We start from the raw sequence: 17,321 nt of genomic DNA on the forward strand, positions 1-17,321 counted from the left end.
ACCGTGCGATGGCTGGGGCGACTGTTCGACCTGCGGGACACGCTCGTGCGGATGGTGCTGCTCGACCTGAGTGGGCTGGGCTTCCTGCTCCTCGTCCCGCACGCCCGCGCCACCACCGCGACACAGTGGATCCTCGCGGTGCTCGCGTTCGCGGTGGCGCTTGCGGCACACCGTCGGCCGGTGGCCAACCTGGTGGTTCAGGCCGCCCTGCTGGCGGTCGCGATCGGCCTCGTCGACGACTTCACGATCAACCAGGTCGGCGCCAGTTGGGCGCTGCTCGAGGTCACCATGCGGGTCCACCGCCCCCGGGTCATCTGGCTGGCCACCGCCCTGCTTGTCGTTGTCGACCTGACCGACTCCATCGGCGACACGCTCAGCCAGGTGGGACCCGGTGTGGTCGGCCTGACCCTGGAGGTGGGCGTGCCGGTGCTGCTCGGCCTCGTCATCCGGACCAACCGGGAGCTGAGCCGACAGGCCGTCGAGCGAGCCGTGGCCGAACAACGCCAGCACGCGTCGGAGAGCCGCGCGGCCCGCGCCGACGAACGCAGCGCCATCGCCCGCGAGTTGCACGACGTCGTCGCTCACCACGTGGCGTCGATGGTGCTGCGGGTCGGCGTGGCCCGGCACGTGCTCACCGACCTGGACCCCCGGGTGGGCGAGGTGTTCGACGACGTGCACGGCACCGGCACCGCCGCCCTGGCCGAGCTGCGCGGGCTGGTCGCGGTGCTGCGCGACCCCGACGGGGTACGCGGTGACGCGGCGCTGACCGCGATCGAACCGTCCGCGCTGCCGGCGGCGATCGGCGCGTCCATCGACCGGGCCCGTCAGGCCGGCGTCACAGTGGAGGCCGACCTGGACCCGGCGATCGGCTCGCTCGACGCGGTACGCGGCATGGCAGTGCTGCGACTGACCCAGGAGGCGCTGACCAACGTGGCCAAACACGCGGGGACGTCCGCGCTCGCGCGCCTCGTGATCGCCGTCCGCGACGGGTGCGTGCACTGGGAGGTCGCCGACACCGGACCCGGCGGGGTGCCGGCGGGGATGCCGACCGGCGGTGGGCACGGCATCACCGGGATGCGCGAGCGCGTCGAGGTCCTCGGCGGTCGGCTGGAGGCCGGCCCGACCCCGACGGGGTGGCGGGTGCGTACCGTGCTCCCGGCCTCCGCCGCCGAGCCCGGCCGCCCGGTGCCCCGGGACCGCACGGCCCCCGCCGGGTCGCCCGCGCCGGAGCCGGCGTGATCCGGGTGCTGCTGGTCGACGACCAGCACCTGATCCGCGCCGGGCTGCGCATGCTCTGCGACGCCCAACCCGACATCGAGGTCGTCGGTGAGGCCGACAACGGCCGCGACGCGATCCCGCTGGCGGGGCGGCTCCTGCCCGACGTCGTCGTCATGGACCTGCGGATGCCCGGTGTCGACGGGATCACCGCGACCAGCCGGATCCTCGCCGAACGCCCCAGCACCCGCATCCTGGTGCTGACCACGTTCGGCGACGACGACCACCTCTACCCCGCCCTGACCGCCGGCGCCTGCGGGTTCCTGCTGAAGGACGCGCCCCCGACCGAACTGCTCGACGGCATCCGGCGGGCCGCCGTCGGTGACAGCCCGTTCAGCCCGGAGGTGCTGCGGCGTCTCGTCCAGCGCGCGGTGCACGCCCGACCCGAGACGCCACTGCCGGTGCGGGGTCTGACCGCCCGCGAGCATGACGTGCTGGACCTGGTCGCCGAGGGCCTGTCCAACACCGAGATCGCCGACCGGCTGCACATCGGTGTCACCACGGTCAAGACCCACATCACCAGCCTGATGACCAAGACCGACAGCCCCAACCGGGTCCGCCTCGCCCTGTTCGCCCGCGGCGTCTGACGGCCCGGCCTAACGACCGCACGCGTAGCCCTGCATCCCCCGCGGATTCGCGCCGGCGGACAGCACGCCCGTCGCCGGATCACGGGTCACCGCGCAGAGCCGACCCAGGCTCCACCCGTCGGTGACCCGCACCTCGTGCCCGTACGCCCGCAGGGCCTCCCGCACGCCCTCGTCGAGCCGGTCCTCCACCACCAGCACGCCGGGCTCCATGTCGCGTGGATAGAACGACCCCGGCAGGCCGAGCGTGTGCCACGCCGGCGCGTCGATCGCCTCCTGGAGCGACTGACCAGCGACGAGATGCCGCAGCAGGAACGGCAACTGCCACTGGTCCTGCTGGTCGCCGCCGGGGGTGCCGCACGCCAGCACCGGCTCGCCGTCGCGGTGCACCATCGTCGGGCTCAACGTCGTACGCGGGCGACGGCCCGGCGCCAACGAGGAGGCGAGTCCCTCCTCCAGCCAGCACATCTGCAACCGGCTGCCCAGCGGGAAGCCGAGTTCCGGAATGGTCGGCGAACTCTGCAGCCAGCCCCCACTGGGGGTCGCGGAGATCATGTTGCCCCAGCGGTCGACAACGTCCACGTGGCAGGTGTCGCCCCGGGTCACCCCGTCGGCCCGCACCGTCGGCTCCCCCGTCGTGGGATCCGTCGCGGGCGCCCGCCGCGCGGCCTCGGGTCGGACGTGGGCCGGCAGGCGTGGCCGCGCCCCGTCGGGACTCCCCGGCCGCAGCTCCGCCGACGCGCGATCGCCGATCAGGGCGGCCCGCTCGCGCGCGTACCCCCGGGAGAGCAGCGCCGTGGCGGGCACCTCGACGCCGTCGCCGTACCAGGCCTCCCGGTCGGCGAAGGCGAGCTTGAGCGCCTCGACCTGGGCGTGCACACCCGCCGCGGTCGCCGGGTCGAACGCGCCGGGATCGTCGAGCGCGTCCAGGGTGGCCAGCGCCTCCAGCAACACCGGGCCCTGGCCCCAGAAACCGGTCTTCGCCACCGAGTAGCCGTGCCAGTCGAGGGTGACGGGCGCCTCCCAGGTCGCCGAGTACGCGGCCAGGTCGTCGCCGGTGACCAGCCCGGCGTGCGGCCGTCCACTGGAGTCCTGGAAGGGCTTCCGGCTGAACGCGTCGATCGCGTCGGCGACGAACCCCGTGCTCCAGGCCCGGCGGGCGGCCTCGATCTGCGCCTCCCGGTCCCCGCCGGCCGCCTGTCCCGCCTCGACCAGCCGGCGCAGGGTGTCCGCGTACGCCGGGTTGGCGACCAGCTCCCCCTCCGTCGGTGGCCGGCCGCCGCGCAGCCAGAGCGCGGCGGACGTGGGCCAGTGCTCTTCGAACAGCGACTGGACCGCCGCCACCGTGGCACCGACCCGGCCCACCAGCGGGTGTCCGGCGCCGGCGTAGCCGATGGCCGGCTCCAGCACCTCGGCGAGGGTGCGCGTGCCGTGCTCACGCAGCAGCAGGAGCCAGGCGTCCACGGCGCCGGGTACGGCTGCCGCGAGCGGTCCGGCGCCCGGGACGAGGTCCATTCCGAGGGACCGGAAGTGCGCGATGGTGGCGCCGGCCGGCGCTGGACCCTGCCCGCACAGCACCTTCGGCGTGGGGTCCTGCGCGGTGGCCACGATGGCCGGCACCTCGCCGCCCGGCCCGTTGAGGTGCGGTTCGACCACGTGCAGGACGAACCCGGCGGCGACCGCCGCGTCGAAGGCGTTGCCGCCGCGTTCCAGGATGCCCATCGCCGACTGGCTGGCGAGCCAGTGCGTCGAGGAGACCATGCCGAAGGTGCCCCGCAGCGTGGGCCGGGTGGTGAAGGTCATGACCACACCTCACTCGGATCCGCGGTGCGAACGCAAGACCTCCCGGGCTGCCCGCGCACCGGCCCGACCGGTGCTCAGTGCGCGGGCCGGGCCCGGCCGCCCCGCACGAGGCTGAGCAGGACGACCAGGGCGAGCACCGCCACGACCGCGCTGAAGATCTCGCCGGCGGGACGCAGACCGGCGCCCTGGATCAGCAGGCCCACCCCCACGGCGGGCACACCGAGCATGGCGAACAGGATGGCGAAGAAGGTCGACACCGCCTCGGCCCGATGCCGCGGCTCGGTCTTCGTCGTGATCGTCGCGATGCCGTCGCCGACCGCCACCCCGGACGCCACGCCGATGATCGCCGCGCTGATGACAAGCGTCGCCAGCAACGCCATCCACATGCTGAACGCGAGCAGGCCCGCCCCCATGATCAGACCGACGGCGGCGCTGGCCAGCGCGGCGCGCGAGGACAGCGCGCGGGTCAGCAACTGCCCGAACGCGGCACCGGTGAACGCCACGAAGACCACCAGCGCGGCCAGGGTGTGCGAGGTTTCGTGCAGGACCATGCCGAGGAACAACCCGCTCACCGACGTGAGCACCCCGAGCGCGGCGAACCCCGCGCCGGCGGTGATCGCCGAGCGGACGAAGGCGCCGCGGATGTTCGCCGGCACGTGCAACCGTTGCACCCGCAACGTCACCGGCGAGCGCTCCCGCACCGTCTCCGGGACGCCGCGCAGCGCGATGATCGCGACCACCGCCAGGACCAGCACGATCACCCAGGGCAGCCGCAGCGGGCCGGGCGCCACGTCCGCCACGATCCCGGAGAGCAGGGTGCCGGTGGCCAGGCCGCCCAGGTTCGCGAAGATCGACACGGTGGCGGCACGCTTCGGATGCCGTGGGCTGATCAACTCGGCCAGCGCCGCGGTCGCCGCGCCGATGATCAGCGCGGCGGAGAGACCGGCCAGGATCCGACCCACAACGATCATCGCCAGGTCCACGGCAGCCAGGAACACGGCGTCCGCGGCGACCGAGAGCAGCAGCGCGACGAGGATGACAGGGCGTCGGCCGATCTGGTCGGAGAGCCGACCGAAGACCAGCAACCCGACGACCACGCCCAACGCGTACAGGGCGTAGACCACTGTCACTGTCAACGACGAGAAGCCGAACTCCATCTCGTAGAGCGGGTAGAGCGGGGTCGGCACCGTGGTGCCCACCAGCGTGATCCAGAAGGCGAACGTGACCCGCGCCGCGCCGGACGTGGAACCCGACCGCGTCGTTGCGCCATCGGCACGGCTGGCGTTGGACATGATCGGTCCCTTCGGGCTCGGACGCCCCTGCCGTGGGCCATCGCGCTCCTGTCCCCCCGTGCAGCATGGGTCCTGGCCCGCCGTGCGGGTGCGGCAACTGCCCTAAACGCCCCTCATCAGGTGGCGCCCGCCGCGCCACCCGGCAGTTGGCCACCGAGCCGCTTCCGCGGTGTCGGTGGCCAACCGCCGGGCGCACGCCCGCCTACGCCAACACGTGCGCCACCCCGGGCCGGCCGCTCTGCACGTAGACGCTGGCCCGCGTCGCGACCGGGGCGCCGGGCACGTCGACGTACGGCACGACGCGGTAGTCGGTGCGCATCTCGCTACGGCCGAGGTGCACCACCTGGTATCCGCGCTGGGAGTTGTGGAACTTCATGTGCGGGTTCTCGGCCAGCCAGGTCACCCCGAGCGCGTCCATGTCCGTGCCGTTGCCGCCCGAGCTGATCGAGGTGCCGAGGAACTCGGTGCCGATCGTGCGGGACGCCGGGTCGGCGAAGTTCAGCTTCAGGTCGGCGGCCACGCTGCGGTGCGCGTCCCCGGTGACGACGAGGAAGTTCTCCACGTTCCGCGTCGCCAGACCGTCGAAGAGCCGCTGCCGCGCCGCCGCGTACCCGTCCCAGGTGTCCATGCCGAACGTCTCGGTCGGACCGTCGGTGTGGTCGGCCTCCATCGCGAAGACCTGGTTGCCGAGGACGTTCCAGCGGGCCCGCGACGCGCCGAGGCCCGCCAACAGCCAGGCCTCCTGCTTCGCTCCGAGGATCTGCCGGTTCGGGTCCCACCGCAGCGACTGGTCGGTGAGCTGCTGGTCCCGGAAGCGTCGGGTGTCGAGCACGTCGAGCTGGAGCAGGTCACCGAACGTCAGGCGTCGGTAGACCTGCATCTCCGGCCCCCTGGGCATGGACGAGCGGCGCAGCGGCAGGTTCTCGTAGTACGCCTGGTAGGCGGCGGCCCGACGCAGCCGGAACACCGCCGGGTCCTGGTCCGGCTCGGTGTCCGGCTGCGAGTGGTCGCCGGCCCAGTTGTTCTCCACGTCGTGGTCGTCCGGGGCGACCACCCAGGGAGCGGCCCGGTGCGCCGCCTGGAGCGCCGGGTCGAGCTTGTACTGCGAGTACCGGATCCGGTAGTCGGTCAGGGCGAACGTCTCCGCCGCCGGGACGTGCGGGCGGCCGATCGTGCCGGCGCCCGCGCCCTCGTAGATGTAGTCACCGAGGTGGACCACCAGGTCCAGGTCCTCCCGGGCCAGGTGCTCGTAGGCGGTGAAGAAGCCGTCCGTGTACGCCTGGCAGCTCGCGAACGCGAAGGTCATCGAGTGCAGGTTGGCCCCCGGCCGCGGGGCGGTACGCGTGCGGCCGACCGGGCTGATCTGGCCCGCGACACGGAAGCGGTACCAGTATCCGCGGTCCGGCCGCAGGCCGTGCACCTCGGCGTGCACCGAGTGCGCCCAGTCGGCAGTGGCGTGCTCCACGCCGCGCCGTACCACCCGGTGGAACCTCTCGTCCTCGGCGACCTCCCACTGCACGGGGACGGTGCGGTCCGGCATGCCGCCGAGCCCGTCGGGGGCGAGCGGGTCCGGCGCCAGGCGGGTCCAGAGCACGACGCCGTCGGACGACGGGTCGCCGGAGGCGACACCGAGCGTGAACACGTAGCCGGGCACTGTGAGGTGGTCGTTCGACGCGCCGGAGCTCGCCGACGCGGGCTCGGCCGCCGCGAGGATCGTCGCGCCGGCGGCGACACCTCCCAGGGCGAGGAAGTGACGACGCGGCAGCGTCCGGGGTGACTGCGACATGGAGGGATACCTTCCGGAAAGCAGACGGTGTTGCCTGTGCTTTCCTGATCCCAACTGTCCGACATGACGCCCGCCGGAACACCCCGTGAACAGGGCCGGGGCAATCCACTGACGACGGCGGACCGGCCCGGCCGCGGTGGGAAGCGGCGATCGGGACGCCGCTTCCCACCGCGTACCCCTAGGAGTTGTACGCCTGCGCGGTCACCGTGACCTGCCGGGCGAGGCCCGACCGCGCCGGCCAGGAGATCCCCACCTGACGGGTCTCCCCCGGCAGGAGCCAGAAGTAGTTGTCGTCGAAGCGGGCCGGGAGGACCCGGGCACCGCCCTTGTCGCGGACGGCGAGTCGGACCAACACGGCGACCGTCCGGCCCAGGTTGCGGACCGTCGTGGTGAGGGTGTTCCGCCCGTCCACGACGCGGACCGCATTCGACGACGTCGACAGTCGGGTGCTCGGCAGGTCGCTGAGCGCCCGCATCTGCTCGGCCTTGTCGTAGCGCCAGTAGGTGTTCTCCGTGAGCAGCCGGTCCCGGCTGTCCCGCAGCTCCAGCCGGACCAGGTGCAGCCCGCCACCGTCCGCCGCGGCCAGCGGGAAGACCGGCGTCGTGGCCGACCGGGGGACGTCCACCCGCTGGCGCTGGGGCGAGCCCAGCGAGCGGCCACTCAGGTCGTACCGGCGGGCGGTGACGGTGACGCCGGTGAGCGCCGCCGCCGTGTGGTTGACCACCCGCACCTGCCAGGTGCCCGGGTCCGCCTGCACGTGCACCGGCTCGCAACCCTTCCGGGCGCCGTAGTAGGCGCCGTTGACGTCGAGGTCGTAGTCGTAGGTCTGCCAGACCGTGCTGTGCCACGCCGGGTGCGACATCCACAGCAGCAGACCTGTGGCGTCCTGCCACAGGTTGGCGTTCCACGCCTCGAACATGGCGCGGTGGCTCTCGTAGTTGACGAACTGCGCCCGGGTGGCGAACTCGTCGAGCGAGCCGGACTCACCAAGCCGCGCGTCGATCGCCGCCTGGTACGTGCCGACGCGCTGGTTGCCGATTGTCGACCAGTCGTGGTAGTTCCACACCTCGCCGATCGGCCACTCCGGGGCGTCGCCGACGAGGTTGCGCATGCTCTCCGCCACCGACACCACCGGCATGCCGATCTCGGTGTGGAAACCGAACGCCCCGGTGTCGTACGTGTTCTTGTTGTTGTAGGTCGCCGGCTCCACCCAGTGGTAGGGGCCGTGGCCGCTGACGATGCCACCGGCCGAGTTGGGGATGTAGAGGATCTCCGGGTGCTCGGTCGCGGCGGCCTGCTTCAGCCCGGCGTCCACGATCGGCGGCGGGTCACCCTCGTTGGCGCCGCACCACACCACGATGCTGGGGTGGTGGCGGAAGCGCCGGATGGTGTCGGCGGCGATGTCCACGTAGCCGGGCGGGTTCGGCAGGAACGCGCCCGCCTGCCAGAAGTCGTTCCACACCAGGATGCCCTGCTCGTCGCAGGCCTGGTACAGCTCCTCGCGGTTGCTGCTGCCCAGCCAGTTGCGGATCATCGTGAAGTTCATGTCGCGGTGCATCTCGACCGTGTCGGCCAACCGGTCGGGCAGCACCCGACGCAGCAGCTCGTCCCAGCCCCAGTTGCCGCCCCGGGCGAACACCGGCACACCGTTCACGCTGATCTTGAGCTGGGTGACGGCGTTGCTCACCGACTTCACGTCGATCCACCGCTGCCCGTCGTCGGAGACCTGGATGACGAAGTCGCGGGCGTACGCCTGCTCCCACACGATCGTGACCTGGTCGAAGGCGACCGGGGCACCCAGATCGACCTGGATCCACTGGTTGTCCTCGAACTTCGACGACCACCGGGTCCGCGGGTTGCCGTCGACGGCCCGGTCCGGGCCGTTCGAGTCGCTGTCCGACGACGACGCGGTGGCGGTCCTGCCCAGCGCCAGGTCGACGTCCGGCTCGGCCTGCCGCTGCACGGACAGCGCCCACATGGACACACCCCACGAGGTCACCCGCGCGCCGGTCTGGATGCGCAGGTGCTGTGCGGTCTGGCTGGCGAACGTCTCGACCTGGGTGGCACGACTGCCCAGCGGGGTGTCGTTGTTCACCGCCTGCACGTCGCTCCAGGCGTCGCCGTCGACGGAGACCTGGACGCGGTAGTCAAGCGCGTACGCCTGCTCCCACACGATGGTGACCCGGTCGAAGTCGACAGCCGCGCCGAGGTCGACCTGGATCCACTGGTTGTCCTCGGCCTGCGAGGCCCAGCGGGTCGCCGGATCACCGTCCACGGCCTTGTCGGGCCCGTTGCTGTCGCTCTCCGAGGTCGACGCTGTCGCGTCGTGGCGCACTGCGAGATCCGGGCCGGTCCCGTCGGCCACCGACAACGCGAACATCGAGATGCCCCAGCCGGTGGCGCGTTGGCCGGCCTGGATGCGCACGTGCCGGGCGTGCTGCCTGTCGAACGTGACGGTCTGGGCCGCGGCGCCGTCGACGAACTCCAGCGGAGGCCTACCGGGCGGCGAGATGACGATCGGCTGGTGCCAGTCGTAGGCGAACTCCCGGATGCCGAAGCGCAACTGACGCCGGTCACTGACCGCGCGCCGGACGGTGGCGGTGAGCGTCAGGTCGTACAGGTGGGGCTCGCCGTAGCCGTTGGGCCACCACAGACGGGGGTTGCGCAGGCGCAGCCCACCGAAACGCTCCGGTGCGAAGGTGACGGTGGCGCTGCCGTTCGCGGGGACGGTGACCGTGGACTCGACGCGTACCCTGTCGAACTCCGCGCGGACGGTGACAGTGGTGGCGGTGGCCGTCGCGTTGCGGACCGGCACCCGGATGGTGACCTCGGCGGCGCCGGTGTCCGGCAGGTCGGGCAGCGTGGTCTGCACGTGCGGATCGCCGATCACCACGGCACCGGTGCCGCGTAGGCGGACGTGGTCCCAGAGGCCGGTGACCCGGTCGCGGACGGCGGGCATCCAGTCCCACCCGGACACCGCCAGGTAGGTGGGCGCGTCGAGGTAGTGGTGGGCCGACTGGAGGAAGGTGCGACCGTCGGCGCCCTTGTCGCCGGGGGTGCCCGGGTGCGGCATCGGCGTGACCCGGACGGCGAGGACGTGCTCGCCGCGGTGACCGGCCAGGGCGTCGGTGATGTCGAAGGCCGCCCGCGCGAACGGGTGCTCGACGCTGCCGACCTGGACGCCGTTGACCCAGGCGGTGGCCTCGTGGTTGATCCCGTCGAACTCCAGCCAGACCCGTCGGCCGGCCGAGGTGTCCAGGCCGCGCGGCAGCCGCAGCGCGCGCCGGTACCACCAGGTGTGCCGCGACAGCGCCTCCGGGATGCGCATGTTGTTGAACCCGGCCACGGGGTCGGGCAGGTGCCCCTGTTCGACAAGGGTGCCCAGCACGGTGCCGGGCACCGTCGCCGGCAACCAGGACCGCACGTCGACGCCGGCGCGGGAGAGGTCGGCGCCGTTGGCGGTGCCCGCGAAGTCGTCAATCGTCAGCGACCAGCCCGACTCCAGCGGCACCGTGCCGTCGGCGGCCACCCTCAGCTCGGGGGCCGGACCGGTGTTGCCGCCCTCCCAGCTGGTCCAGCCCTCGGCCTTCGGTCGGTCCGCCAGGGGTACGCCGTACACCTGGAAGCCGTTGAGGCCCACCGGGTTGCTGTTCGAGCGCTTGGTGACCGTCATGCGGATCCACCGGGCGGTGGCCGGCTCCGGCAGCGTGACGGCCTGCACGCCGCCCCGCCCCTCGGTCGTCTCGTACACCGACCGCCAGTCCCGGCCGTCGGTGGAGACCTCGATCCGGTACGCGGTAGCGGCGCTGGAGAGAATCTCGTCGCCGTCGGTGTCGGTGTAGTTGCCGTCGAACGGCCCGTCGGCGAGCGTGGCCTCGAAGACCAGGGTGACGGCCTCGATCCGGCACGGGGCCTCGAGGTCCACCGAGATCCACTGCGGATCGCCGGTGGCGGCGCGCCACCCGGTCCCGCGCACGCCGACCTGCGGCAGGCCGTCCACAGCGAAGGTGCCGGGCGTCGGGGCGTAGTCGGTGGAGGAGACCGCCACCGGGCGGTACCGGGCGAGGTCGGTGGCCGGCGGCGTGGCGGCCGGCGTCGCCGGCGCGGCGGCCGCGACGCCGTCCGGGAGGACCGCGGCCACCCCGACGGAGGCCAGCAGGGTGGCGCCGGCGGAGAGGAAGGTACGCCGCGAGAGGGGCGGGAGCTCGGACATCGTGCCTCCAGACAGGACAACGTTGTCAGATGAGGGTCCGTGACAACGTTGTCAGATCGTGGCCCGATGTTTCGTGAGAGTCAAGACCCTGGGTCCAGCGTGGTTCCACGAACACGTCCCGCCGTTGCGTCTGCCACCTTCAGGCCGAGGGTGCGGGCGGTCAGCTCGGCGGCCCGCCCTCGCGCCGTCCGGGCGGCCGAGGGTGGTACTCCGGGCGGAGCTTCGCGCTGGCGAACGCCCCCTTCACCGCCGCCGAGAGCGCGGCGATGTCGTACGCGCCATGGTGGCGCTGGCCGTTGATGAAGAAGGTCGGGGTGCCTGTGACACCACTGAGATCGGCGGAGTCGACGTCCTCGGCGACCCGGTCGACGCCCTTCCGCTTCGCCATGTGCTCCCGGAACCGGTCGAGGTCCAGGCCGAGCTGTTCGGCATAGCCGACCACATTGTCGGGGCCGAGGGCGTCCTGGTGCGCGAGCAGCTGATCGTGCATCTCCCAGAACGCGCCCTGCTCCCCCGCCGCCTCGGCGGCCTCGGCGGCGAGTTGGGCATGCGGGTGGACGTCGGTGAGCGGCAGGTGCCGCCAGACGTACCGGATGTTGGCGAAGTCGGCAAGCAGTTCCCGGACCACCGGCTCGGCCTGCCCGCAGTAGGGGCACTCGAAGTCGCCGTACTCCACGACCGTCACCGGCGCGTCCAGCGATCCGCGCAGGTGGTCGCGTTCCGGGTCGACAGGCAGCATCAGGTCGACGATCCCCTGGGTGACGCCCAGCAGCCCCCGCGCCCGCCGTGCCGGCGACAGTCGCCCGACGGTACGGAACACCAGCCAGGTGACGAGGGACGCGCCAACTGTCGCGACGAGGATGCCGAGCTTCGCCTCGTCCAGGGCCGGGCCGCTCAGGGCATGGGTGGCGATGAGCAGCGCGACGGTGAACCCGATGCCGGAGACCGTGCCGACCCCCACGACGGCGAGCCAGCCGACGGGTGGTCGGAACCGGTCACCGCTCAGCCGGGCCACCAACCACGAGGTGGCCACGATCCCGGCCGGCTTACCGACGACGTACGCGACCACGACGCCGATGGTGACCGGCGAGACCACGGCCCGGGCCAGCAGGTCGCCGTCGATCACGATCCCCACGTTGGCCAGCGCGAAGAGCGGCACGACAACGTAGCTCGCCCACGGGTGGTAGATGCTCTGGAGCCGCTCGTTCGGCGACACCGCCGAGATGAGCCCGGCCCGCGCCATCCGGGCGAGCTGCGGGGTGGGCTGCTCCCGGAAGAGACGGAACTGGTCGCTCGCCCGTTGGAGGTCGCCGCGGCCGGGAGCGTAGGCGTAGCTCAGCAACCCCATCACCAGACCCACGACCACCGGGTCGACGCCGGACTCCGAGACCGCCACCCAGGCGGCCACCCCCAGCAGCGCGTAGACCTGCCCGAACCGCACACCCAAGGCCCGGACGAGCAGCACGACACCGAAGATCACCACCGCGATGAGCAGCGCCGACAGCGAGGGATGATGCGGGTACGCGATGGCCAGCACCGCGATCGCTACCACGTCGTCGACGACGGCGACGGTCAACAGGAAACCCCGCAGCCGATCCGAGAAACGCGGCCCGAAGACGGCCAGCGCACCGAGAGCGAGCGCCGTGTCGGTGGCCATCACCGCACCCCAGCCCGCTGCGCTGGGGTGCCCGGCGTTGATCACGAGATAGATCCCGACCGGCAGGAGCATGCCACCGAACCCGGCCAACATCGGCAACGCCAGTCGACGCCGCTCCCGCAGCTCGCCGATGTCGAACTCGCGGCGCAACTCCAACCCGGCTACCAGGAAGAAGAAGGTCATGAGGCCGCTGTTGACCCAGGTACGCAGGTCGTGTGACAGGGACCAGTCGCCGAGCCGAACCGAGAGCGAGGTGCCCCACACCGACTCGTACGACGACAGGTGCAGGTTGGCCCACACGAGCGCGGCCACCGCGGCGACCAGCACCACCCGGGCGCCGCCGGTCTCGGTGCGCAGGAACGCGCGCAGCGGAGCGTTGAGCCGCCCCTCCCAGGCGGTTCGGCTGGTCCATCCCCGGTGCATGTTGTCGCTCGTCACGGAGACAATCCTTGTCGATCTGCTACCGATTTGGCGCTGAATCCTCCGTCGGGGTGCGATGTCCGAGCATCTGGGCGGCGATCGGGACGTACACGTTGTGCCACCGGTTGATAACGTACCGGTGATCCCGCCGGTCGCCGCCGGCGGTGGTCCCCTGGGGAGGGTCACCATGTGGGCGGATGAGGCCGCGCTCGACGCGGCGGGACGCCGGCTCGACGAGTGGGAGTCGTCGCTTGTCGAACGGGCCGAACGGGCCAGGACGCTGTCGGCACGGATGCAGGCGCTCGCCGGCACCGCCCACAACGCCGACCGCAGCGTCGCAGTCACCGTCGACTCGGCTGGCCTCCTGACCGACCTGCGGCTCGACGAGCGCATCCGGCAACAGGCCGCGGCGCACACCGCCCGGCAGATCATGGACACCACCAGAGCCGCGCGCGCCGACCTGCTCCGGCAGATAGGTGAAATCGCTGCGGATACGTTCGGCGACGACGTGAGCGCCCGCGCCATCGTCGACTCGTACCGGAGCCGCCTGGTCGGCGACCCGGGGCCGAGCGATGCCGGCCGGTGACGGCATCCGGGTCGTCCCGGACGACCTGACCACCCACGCCGCGCACCTCGACAGTTGCGCCGACAGCCTCGCCACCGCCCAGCAGGCAGGCCAACACGTCCGATTGGGTGCCGACGCCTACGGGCAACTCTGCGCGATGATGCCGACGCTGCTCGGCGACCTGCAACGGACCCTGGTCGACGGCGTCGGCGCCGCCGCCGGCTCGGTACGGGACACCGCCGGGAAGCTGCGCACCAGCGCGGATCGCTACCGACGATCCGACGCCCACGCCAAGCAGCTGCTCGACGGGGTGCGGCAGCGCCCGTGACATCCAACCCGCTCGTCGCCGCCGCGGCGGACACCCCGCCCAGCGCCTGGGCGGGTGTGTGGATCTGCGAGGACATCGACCTCATCGCCCAGGGCGTCCGCAACGGCAGTTGGATCGACGGCAGCCTCGGTGTGGTGAGTGCCGGCCTCGACGCCCTCGCCTTCGTCTCCGACCCGGTCGGCGCCCTGCTCCAGTACGGGATCGCCTGGCTCATCGAGCACGTCAAGCCGCTCAGTGAGGGACTCGACTGGCTCGCCGGCGATCCGGCACAGATCACCGCACACGCCCAGACCTGGCGCAACGTCGCCGCCTCGCTCCGCGACGAAGCCGCCGAGCTGACCCGCACCGTCCGCAACGACGTCGCCAGTTGGGGCGGCAGCGCCGGACCCGCCTACCGCGCCTGGGCCGCCGAACAACAGCAGGCCATCACCGGCCTCGCCCAGGGCGCCGACACCATGGCCGCGATCACCGAGGGCGCCGCCGGCCTGGTGGCCGCCGTCCGGCTCCTGGTCCGCGACGCCATCGCCACCTGCGTCTCCCGCCTCATCACGTACGCGGGCGAACTCGTCGTCACCGGCGGACTGGCCGCGCCGCTGGTCGTGGAGCAGGTCACGACGCTGGTGGCGTCGTGGGGGGCGCGGATCGCGCGGTTGTTGCGCGGGCTGCTGGCCAGCCTGCGCCGGTTGATCCCGGAGGTACGCCGCCTCGGCGACCTCATCGAAAAGCTCAAGCAGACGCTGGGGCGGCTCCGCAATCAGGCGCCCGCCCCGCAGCGGCGCGACGGCCCCGAGCCACCAAGAACCTCGATAGATCCCGGCCGACCGGACTTCACCAAGGCCGAAATCGATCCCCGAAAAATCACTGCCTACGCCATGAATCCCGATCACCCGGTGGGCAAGAACAAGTACCGCGTCATCAACTCCTCCACCGGCCTCGGACCCGACGACGCAGACCTGATCATGCAGCAGATCCGCGACGGTGTACGAGCTGGCGAGCCCCTGCTGGGCAAGGCTGACAATTTCGGCCAGCGGTGGTCCGTGGACCTTCCCCTGACCGGGCCCAGTGGCACGGTCACCGTCCGCACAGCCTGGATACTGGAGAGCGGGGCATCTGCGCCTCGGCTGGTGACCATCTCGTTCCCGCCCTAGACAAGGACGACATGTTGGAGTTGTACGACGTGGTTGAGCTTCGCGAAGCAATTCCGGAGGAACAGTTGCCCGCCGGGGCGGTGGGGACCGTCGTTGATGTCTTCAACGGCCCCCCGATCGCCTACGAAGTCGAGTTCGCCGACCCCGATGGCCGTACCGTCGCAATGGTCACGCTCCGCGCCGACCAGGTAGTTCACCGAGGCGGATAGTTGGTCGTTCCGTCAGTTGGTCACCAGTCGCGTGCCCAGTCCGGCGGCGGTACGACAGCGAGATGCGGCTCTCCACTTATCGGTTCGAGAGCGTGCACGACCCGCAGGCTCCCGTCGGCCGCAGCGCTCTCGTCGGTCAGGACCCGACCACTGCTGCCGTCGGTGCTGACCAACACCCACCGATCGGGGTAGATGCCACCGTCGTCAATGAACGCCCGCACCCGGAAGGTCCGGGCCAGGGTTGCCGCCAGCTCTCGTTCGTCCTGACCCGTGGCGTCGGCGAGTTCGCTGTCACCAGTCAGGATCCAGCCGAATTCCTCGTCCTCGTCCGGAGGATTGAGCATGACGACAGGCCGAGGGTCGTCGACCGCCCGGTCCTCCATCCGCCCCACGTAGACCGCGTGCGGCGCGACGCCGTAGCCCTCGTACAGAAATCGGCGTAGCGCCTCGGCGGGTAGTTCCTGCTCGAAGTGGATCTGATAGCGCAACGCCTATCTCCCGTCGGCGGGTTTTCAGCGACATGCCGACCCGCTGAAGTCGGATGTCCTCGTGGCCACATGGACGTGCGGCCGGCCCTTGCAGTCGGTGCACGGGACCAAACGGCGGGTGACTCATCGACCGTCCCCACGCGAGACTCGTGCGGTGACTCATCCCGATCCCTACCAACAGTGGCAGCTGCCGCCGACCGAGCGCCTGCCGGCTCTGGTACAGCCGGTGTACGTCGGGCCTCAGGCGGTGCTCGTATCGCAGAAGTCCGCCGGTGCGGCCATCGCCCTTGAGCTGGTCCTGGGCCTCTTCGGCATCTTCGGTGTGGGCAACCTGTACGCCGGCCGGACGGCTCACGGTGTGATTCTGATGCTGTCCTTCTGGGGGCTCTTCTGGATCAACTTCTTGCTCATCTTCGCCGTCGTCGGCCTCGTGACGATGCCCCTGACCTGGATCGCGTACCTGGTCCTCGGTCCTCTCCTCGCGGCCCGTGGCGTCGAGCGACACAACAGCAACGTTGTCGCCGGCATCCACGCCCACGCAATCCACGGCGGTCACGTCTGATCCGGACGCTGAGGCAGCACCGACCTGACTTGTCCCACCGTTCCCGATTAGGTGCTCAGCTCGCTACTGGTGACTCTCGTCAGCCGAGGGTGAGGCGACCTTCCTTGTCGAAGCGGAGGCGACCGCCGGTCACTGCGACGTGCAGCCCGTACCGGAGCAGTTTGTCGATCTTCTCGGTACGGCGTTGGCGGAACGACCTGGTGACGACTGGCGAACGGCAACTGCCCGAGACCGAGCACAAGGTCGACGTCATCCGCCATCTTCAGGAGCTCGTCGACGCCACCTACTCAGCCGGATTCCCCGGCTCGAGCAATCCTGGTAGTCGATGACGCTGAGCGGTCCCATCATCAGAGGGGCTGGGCTGCGAACCGGTACGATGCAGCCATGAGCTCAGAGGCGGTTGGCAGGTACATGCCCCCCGGTCGTGACGCTCGATGACCTGACGGCCATGATGGCCGCAGACGAGAATCACCGATACGAGATCAGCCCCGAGAGAGTCGTCTCGATCAAGCCTCCGCCGGGCTACAACCACGCGATCATCGCGACCCGGCTCATGGTGTGGCTCGCTCAGGGCGGTGTCCCAGCCGAACACATCGCCCAAGCAGTCGGGCTACGCATACCGGGCCGTGACGGCGGTGTCGGCGGGCGCATCCCCGACCTGGTCGTGTGGAGCAAGGCTCAGGCAGACGGTGTGTGGCTGTCGGTCGCGGACGTGCTGCTTGTTATCGAGATCGTTTCACCTGGTTCGGAGGGTGTCGACACCGTGACCAAACGCAGTGAATACGCCGCCGCCAGCATCCCCCAATATTGGGTGGTCGACCAGGACGCGGCGCAGACCGTCACCATGCACCGCCTCGACGGCGACCGGTACGTCGTCCGTGCGACCATGCCGCTCGCCTGGGTCCTCAACACCCGGCCGGACGAGCACGGCCTCGGCTAAATCGGCCCAGACCTCGCCCACGCTGGTGCGACCGCCTCAGCTCGCTACTGG

15 protein-coding genes are annotated in these 17,321 nt (G+C 71.3%); 8 read left to right on the plus strand and 7 right to left on the minus strand.

Features of this window, described 5'->3' with window-relative positions:
* Positions 1–3 precede the first annotated feature (3 nt).
* Together ACQPWW_RS20025 and ACQPWW_RS20030 are read left to right on the plus strand one after the other, a co-directional pair.
* A complete protein-coding gene (locus ACQPWW_RS20025) occupies positions 4–1,239 on the plus strand; it encodes a sensor histidine kinase (protein ID WP_433124624.1) in 1,236 nt (411 codons plus the stop codon).
* Positions 1,236–1,862 (plus strand): response regulator transcription factor, encoded by a 627-nt coding sequence (locus ACQPWW_RS20030; RefSeq protein WP_433124625.1) that lies wholly within the window; start codon positions 1,236–1,238, stop codon positions 1,860–1,862. Before ACQPWW_RS20025 ends, ACQPWW_RS20030 begins: the two co-directional genes overlap by 4 nt.
* A gap of 9 nt (positions 1,863–1,871) precedes the next feature.
* Here ACQPWW_RS20030 and ACQPWW_RS20035 read toward each other — a convergent pair whose 3' ends face one another.
* The 5 genes from ACQPWW_RS20035 to ACQPWW_RS20055 form a co-directional block, all read right to left on the minus strand.
* On the minus strand, positions 1,872–3,662 hold the full coding sequence (locus ACQPWW_RS20035) for a gamma-glutamyltransferase family protein (RefSeq protein WP_433124627.1): 1,791 nt from the start codon (positions 3,660–3,662) through the stop codon (positions 1,872–1,874).
* A gap of 74 nt (positions 3,663–3,736) precedes the next feature.
* Positions 3,737–4,954 (minus strand): MFS transporter, encoded by a 1,218-nt coding sequence (locus tag ACQPWW_RS20040; protein WP_433124628.1) that lies wholly within the window; start codon positions 4,952–4,954, stop codon positions 3,737–3,739.
* A 202-nt stretch (positions 4,955–5,156) separates the two neighbouring features.
* Positions 5,157–6,740 (minus strand): alkaline phosphatase D family protein, encoded by a 1,584-nt coding sequence (locus ACQPWW_RS20045; RefSeq protein WP_433124629.1) that lies wholly within the window; start codon positions 6,738–6,740, stop codon positions 5,157–5,159.
* A 178-nt stretch (positions 6,741–6,918) separates the two neighbouring features.
* Entirely contained in the window at positions 6,919–10,953 is a 4,035-nt protein-coding gene (locus ACQPWW_RS20050) for a discoidin domain-containing protein (protein ID WP_433124630.1), read from the minus strand.
* 160 nt (positions 10,954–11,113) lie between these two features.
* The gene (locus ACQPWW_RS20055) at positions 11,114–13,033 is read right to left on the minus strand and encodes a Na+/H+ antiporter NhaA (RefSeq protein ID WP_433134445.1); all 1,920 of its coding nucleotides are present in this window, start codon (positions 13,031–13,033) and stop codon (positions 11,114–11,116) included.
* Positions 13,034–13,217: 184 nt separating this feature from the next.
* Between ACQPWW_RS20055 and ACQPWW_RS20060 the strand changes: the two genes are divergently transcribed.
* The 4 genes from ACQPWW_RS20060 to ACQPWW_RS20075 are packed head-to-tail and all read left to right on the plus strand — an operon-like array spanning position 13,218 to position 15,280.
* The gene (locus tag ACQPWW_RS20060) at positions 13,218–13,616 is read left to right on the plus strand and encodes a YbaB/EbfC family DNA-binding protein (RefSeq protein ID WP_433124631.1); all 399 of its coding nucleotides are present in this window, start codon (positions 13,218–13,220) and stop codon (positions 13,614–13,616) included.
* Positions 13,603–13,923 (plus strand): type VII secretion target, encoded by a 321-nt coding sequence (locus tag ACQPWW_RS20065; protein ID WP_433124632.1) that lies wholly within the window; start codon positions 13,603–13,605, stop codon positions 13,921–13,923. Before ACQPWW_RS20060 ends, ACQPWW_RS20065 begins: the two co-directional genes overlap by 14 nt.
* The gene (locus ACQPWW_RS20070; RefSeq protein ID WP_433124634.1) at positions 13,920–15,071 is read left to right on the plus strand and encodes a WXG100 family type VII secretion target; all 1,152 of its coding nucleotides are present in this window, start codon (positions 13,920–13,922) and stop codon (positions 15,069–15,071) included. Before ACQPWW_RS20065 ends, ACQPWW_RS20070 begins: the two co-directional genes overlap by 4 nt.
* A gap of 11 nt (positions 15,072–15,082) precedes the next feature.
* The gene (locus tag ACQPWW_RS20075) at positions 15,083–15,280 is read left to right on the plus strand and encodes a DUF4926 domain-containing protein (RefSeq protein WP_433124636.1); all 198 of its coding nucleotides are present in this window, start codon (positions 15,083–15,085) and stop codon (positions 15,278–15,280) included.
* A 20-nt stretch (positions 15,281–15,300) separates the two neighbouring features.
* On the opposite strand, the gene ACQPWW_RS20080 is transcribed toward ACQPWW_RS20075, so the two are convergent.
* Complete coding sequence (locus tag ACQPWW_RS20080) at positions 15,301–15,768, minus strand: hypothetical protein (protein ID WP_433124637.1); 468 nt, start codon at positions 15,766–15,768, stop codon at positions 15,301–15,303.
* Positions 15,769–15,922: 154 nt separating this feature from the next.
* On the opposite strand from ACQPWW_RS20080, the gene ACQPWW_RS20085 reads away from it, so the two are divergent.
* Positions 15,923–16,330 (plus strand): hypothetical protein, encoded by a 408-nt coding sequence (locus tag ACQPWW_RS20085; RefSeq protein WP_433124639.1) that lies wholly within the window; start codon positions 15,923–15,925, stop codon positions 16,328–16,330.
* 79 nt (positions 16,331–16,409) lie between these two features.
* On the opposite strand, the gene ACQPWW_RS20090 is transcribed toward ACQPWW_RS20085, so the two are convergent.
* Positions 16,410–16,583, minus strand: a complete 174-nt coding sequence (locus tag ACQPWW_RS20090) for a hypothetical protein (protein WP_433124641.1) — start codon at positions 16,581–16,583, stop codon at positions 16,410–16,412.
* A gap of 171 nt (positions 16,584–16,754) precedes the next feature.
* Between ACQPWW_RS20090 and ACQPWW_RS20095 the strand changes: the two genes are divergently transcribed.
* Positions 16,755–17,270, plus strand: a complete 516-nt coding sequence (locus tag ACQPWW_RS20095) for a Uma2 family endonuclease (RefSeq protein ID WP_433124642.1) — start codon at positions 16,755–16,757, stop codon at positions 17,268–17,270.
* Positions 17,271–17,321: the final 51 nt, after the last annotated feature.

The sequence above is a fragment of the Micromonospora sp. CA-240977 genome, from assembly GCF_050942285.1.
Lineage (GTDB): Bacteria > Actinomycetota > Actinomycetes > Mycobacteriales > Micromonosporaceae > Micromonospora.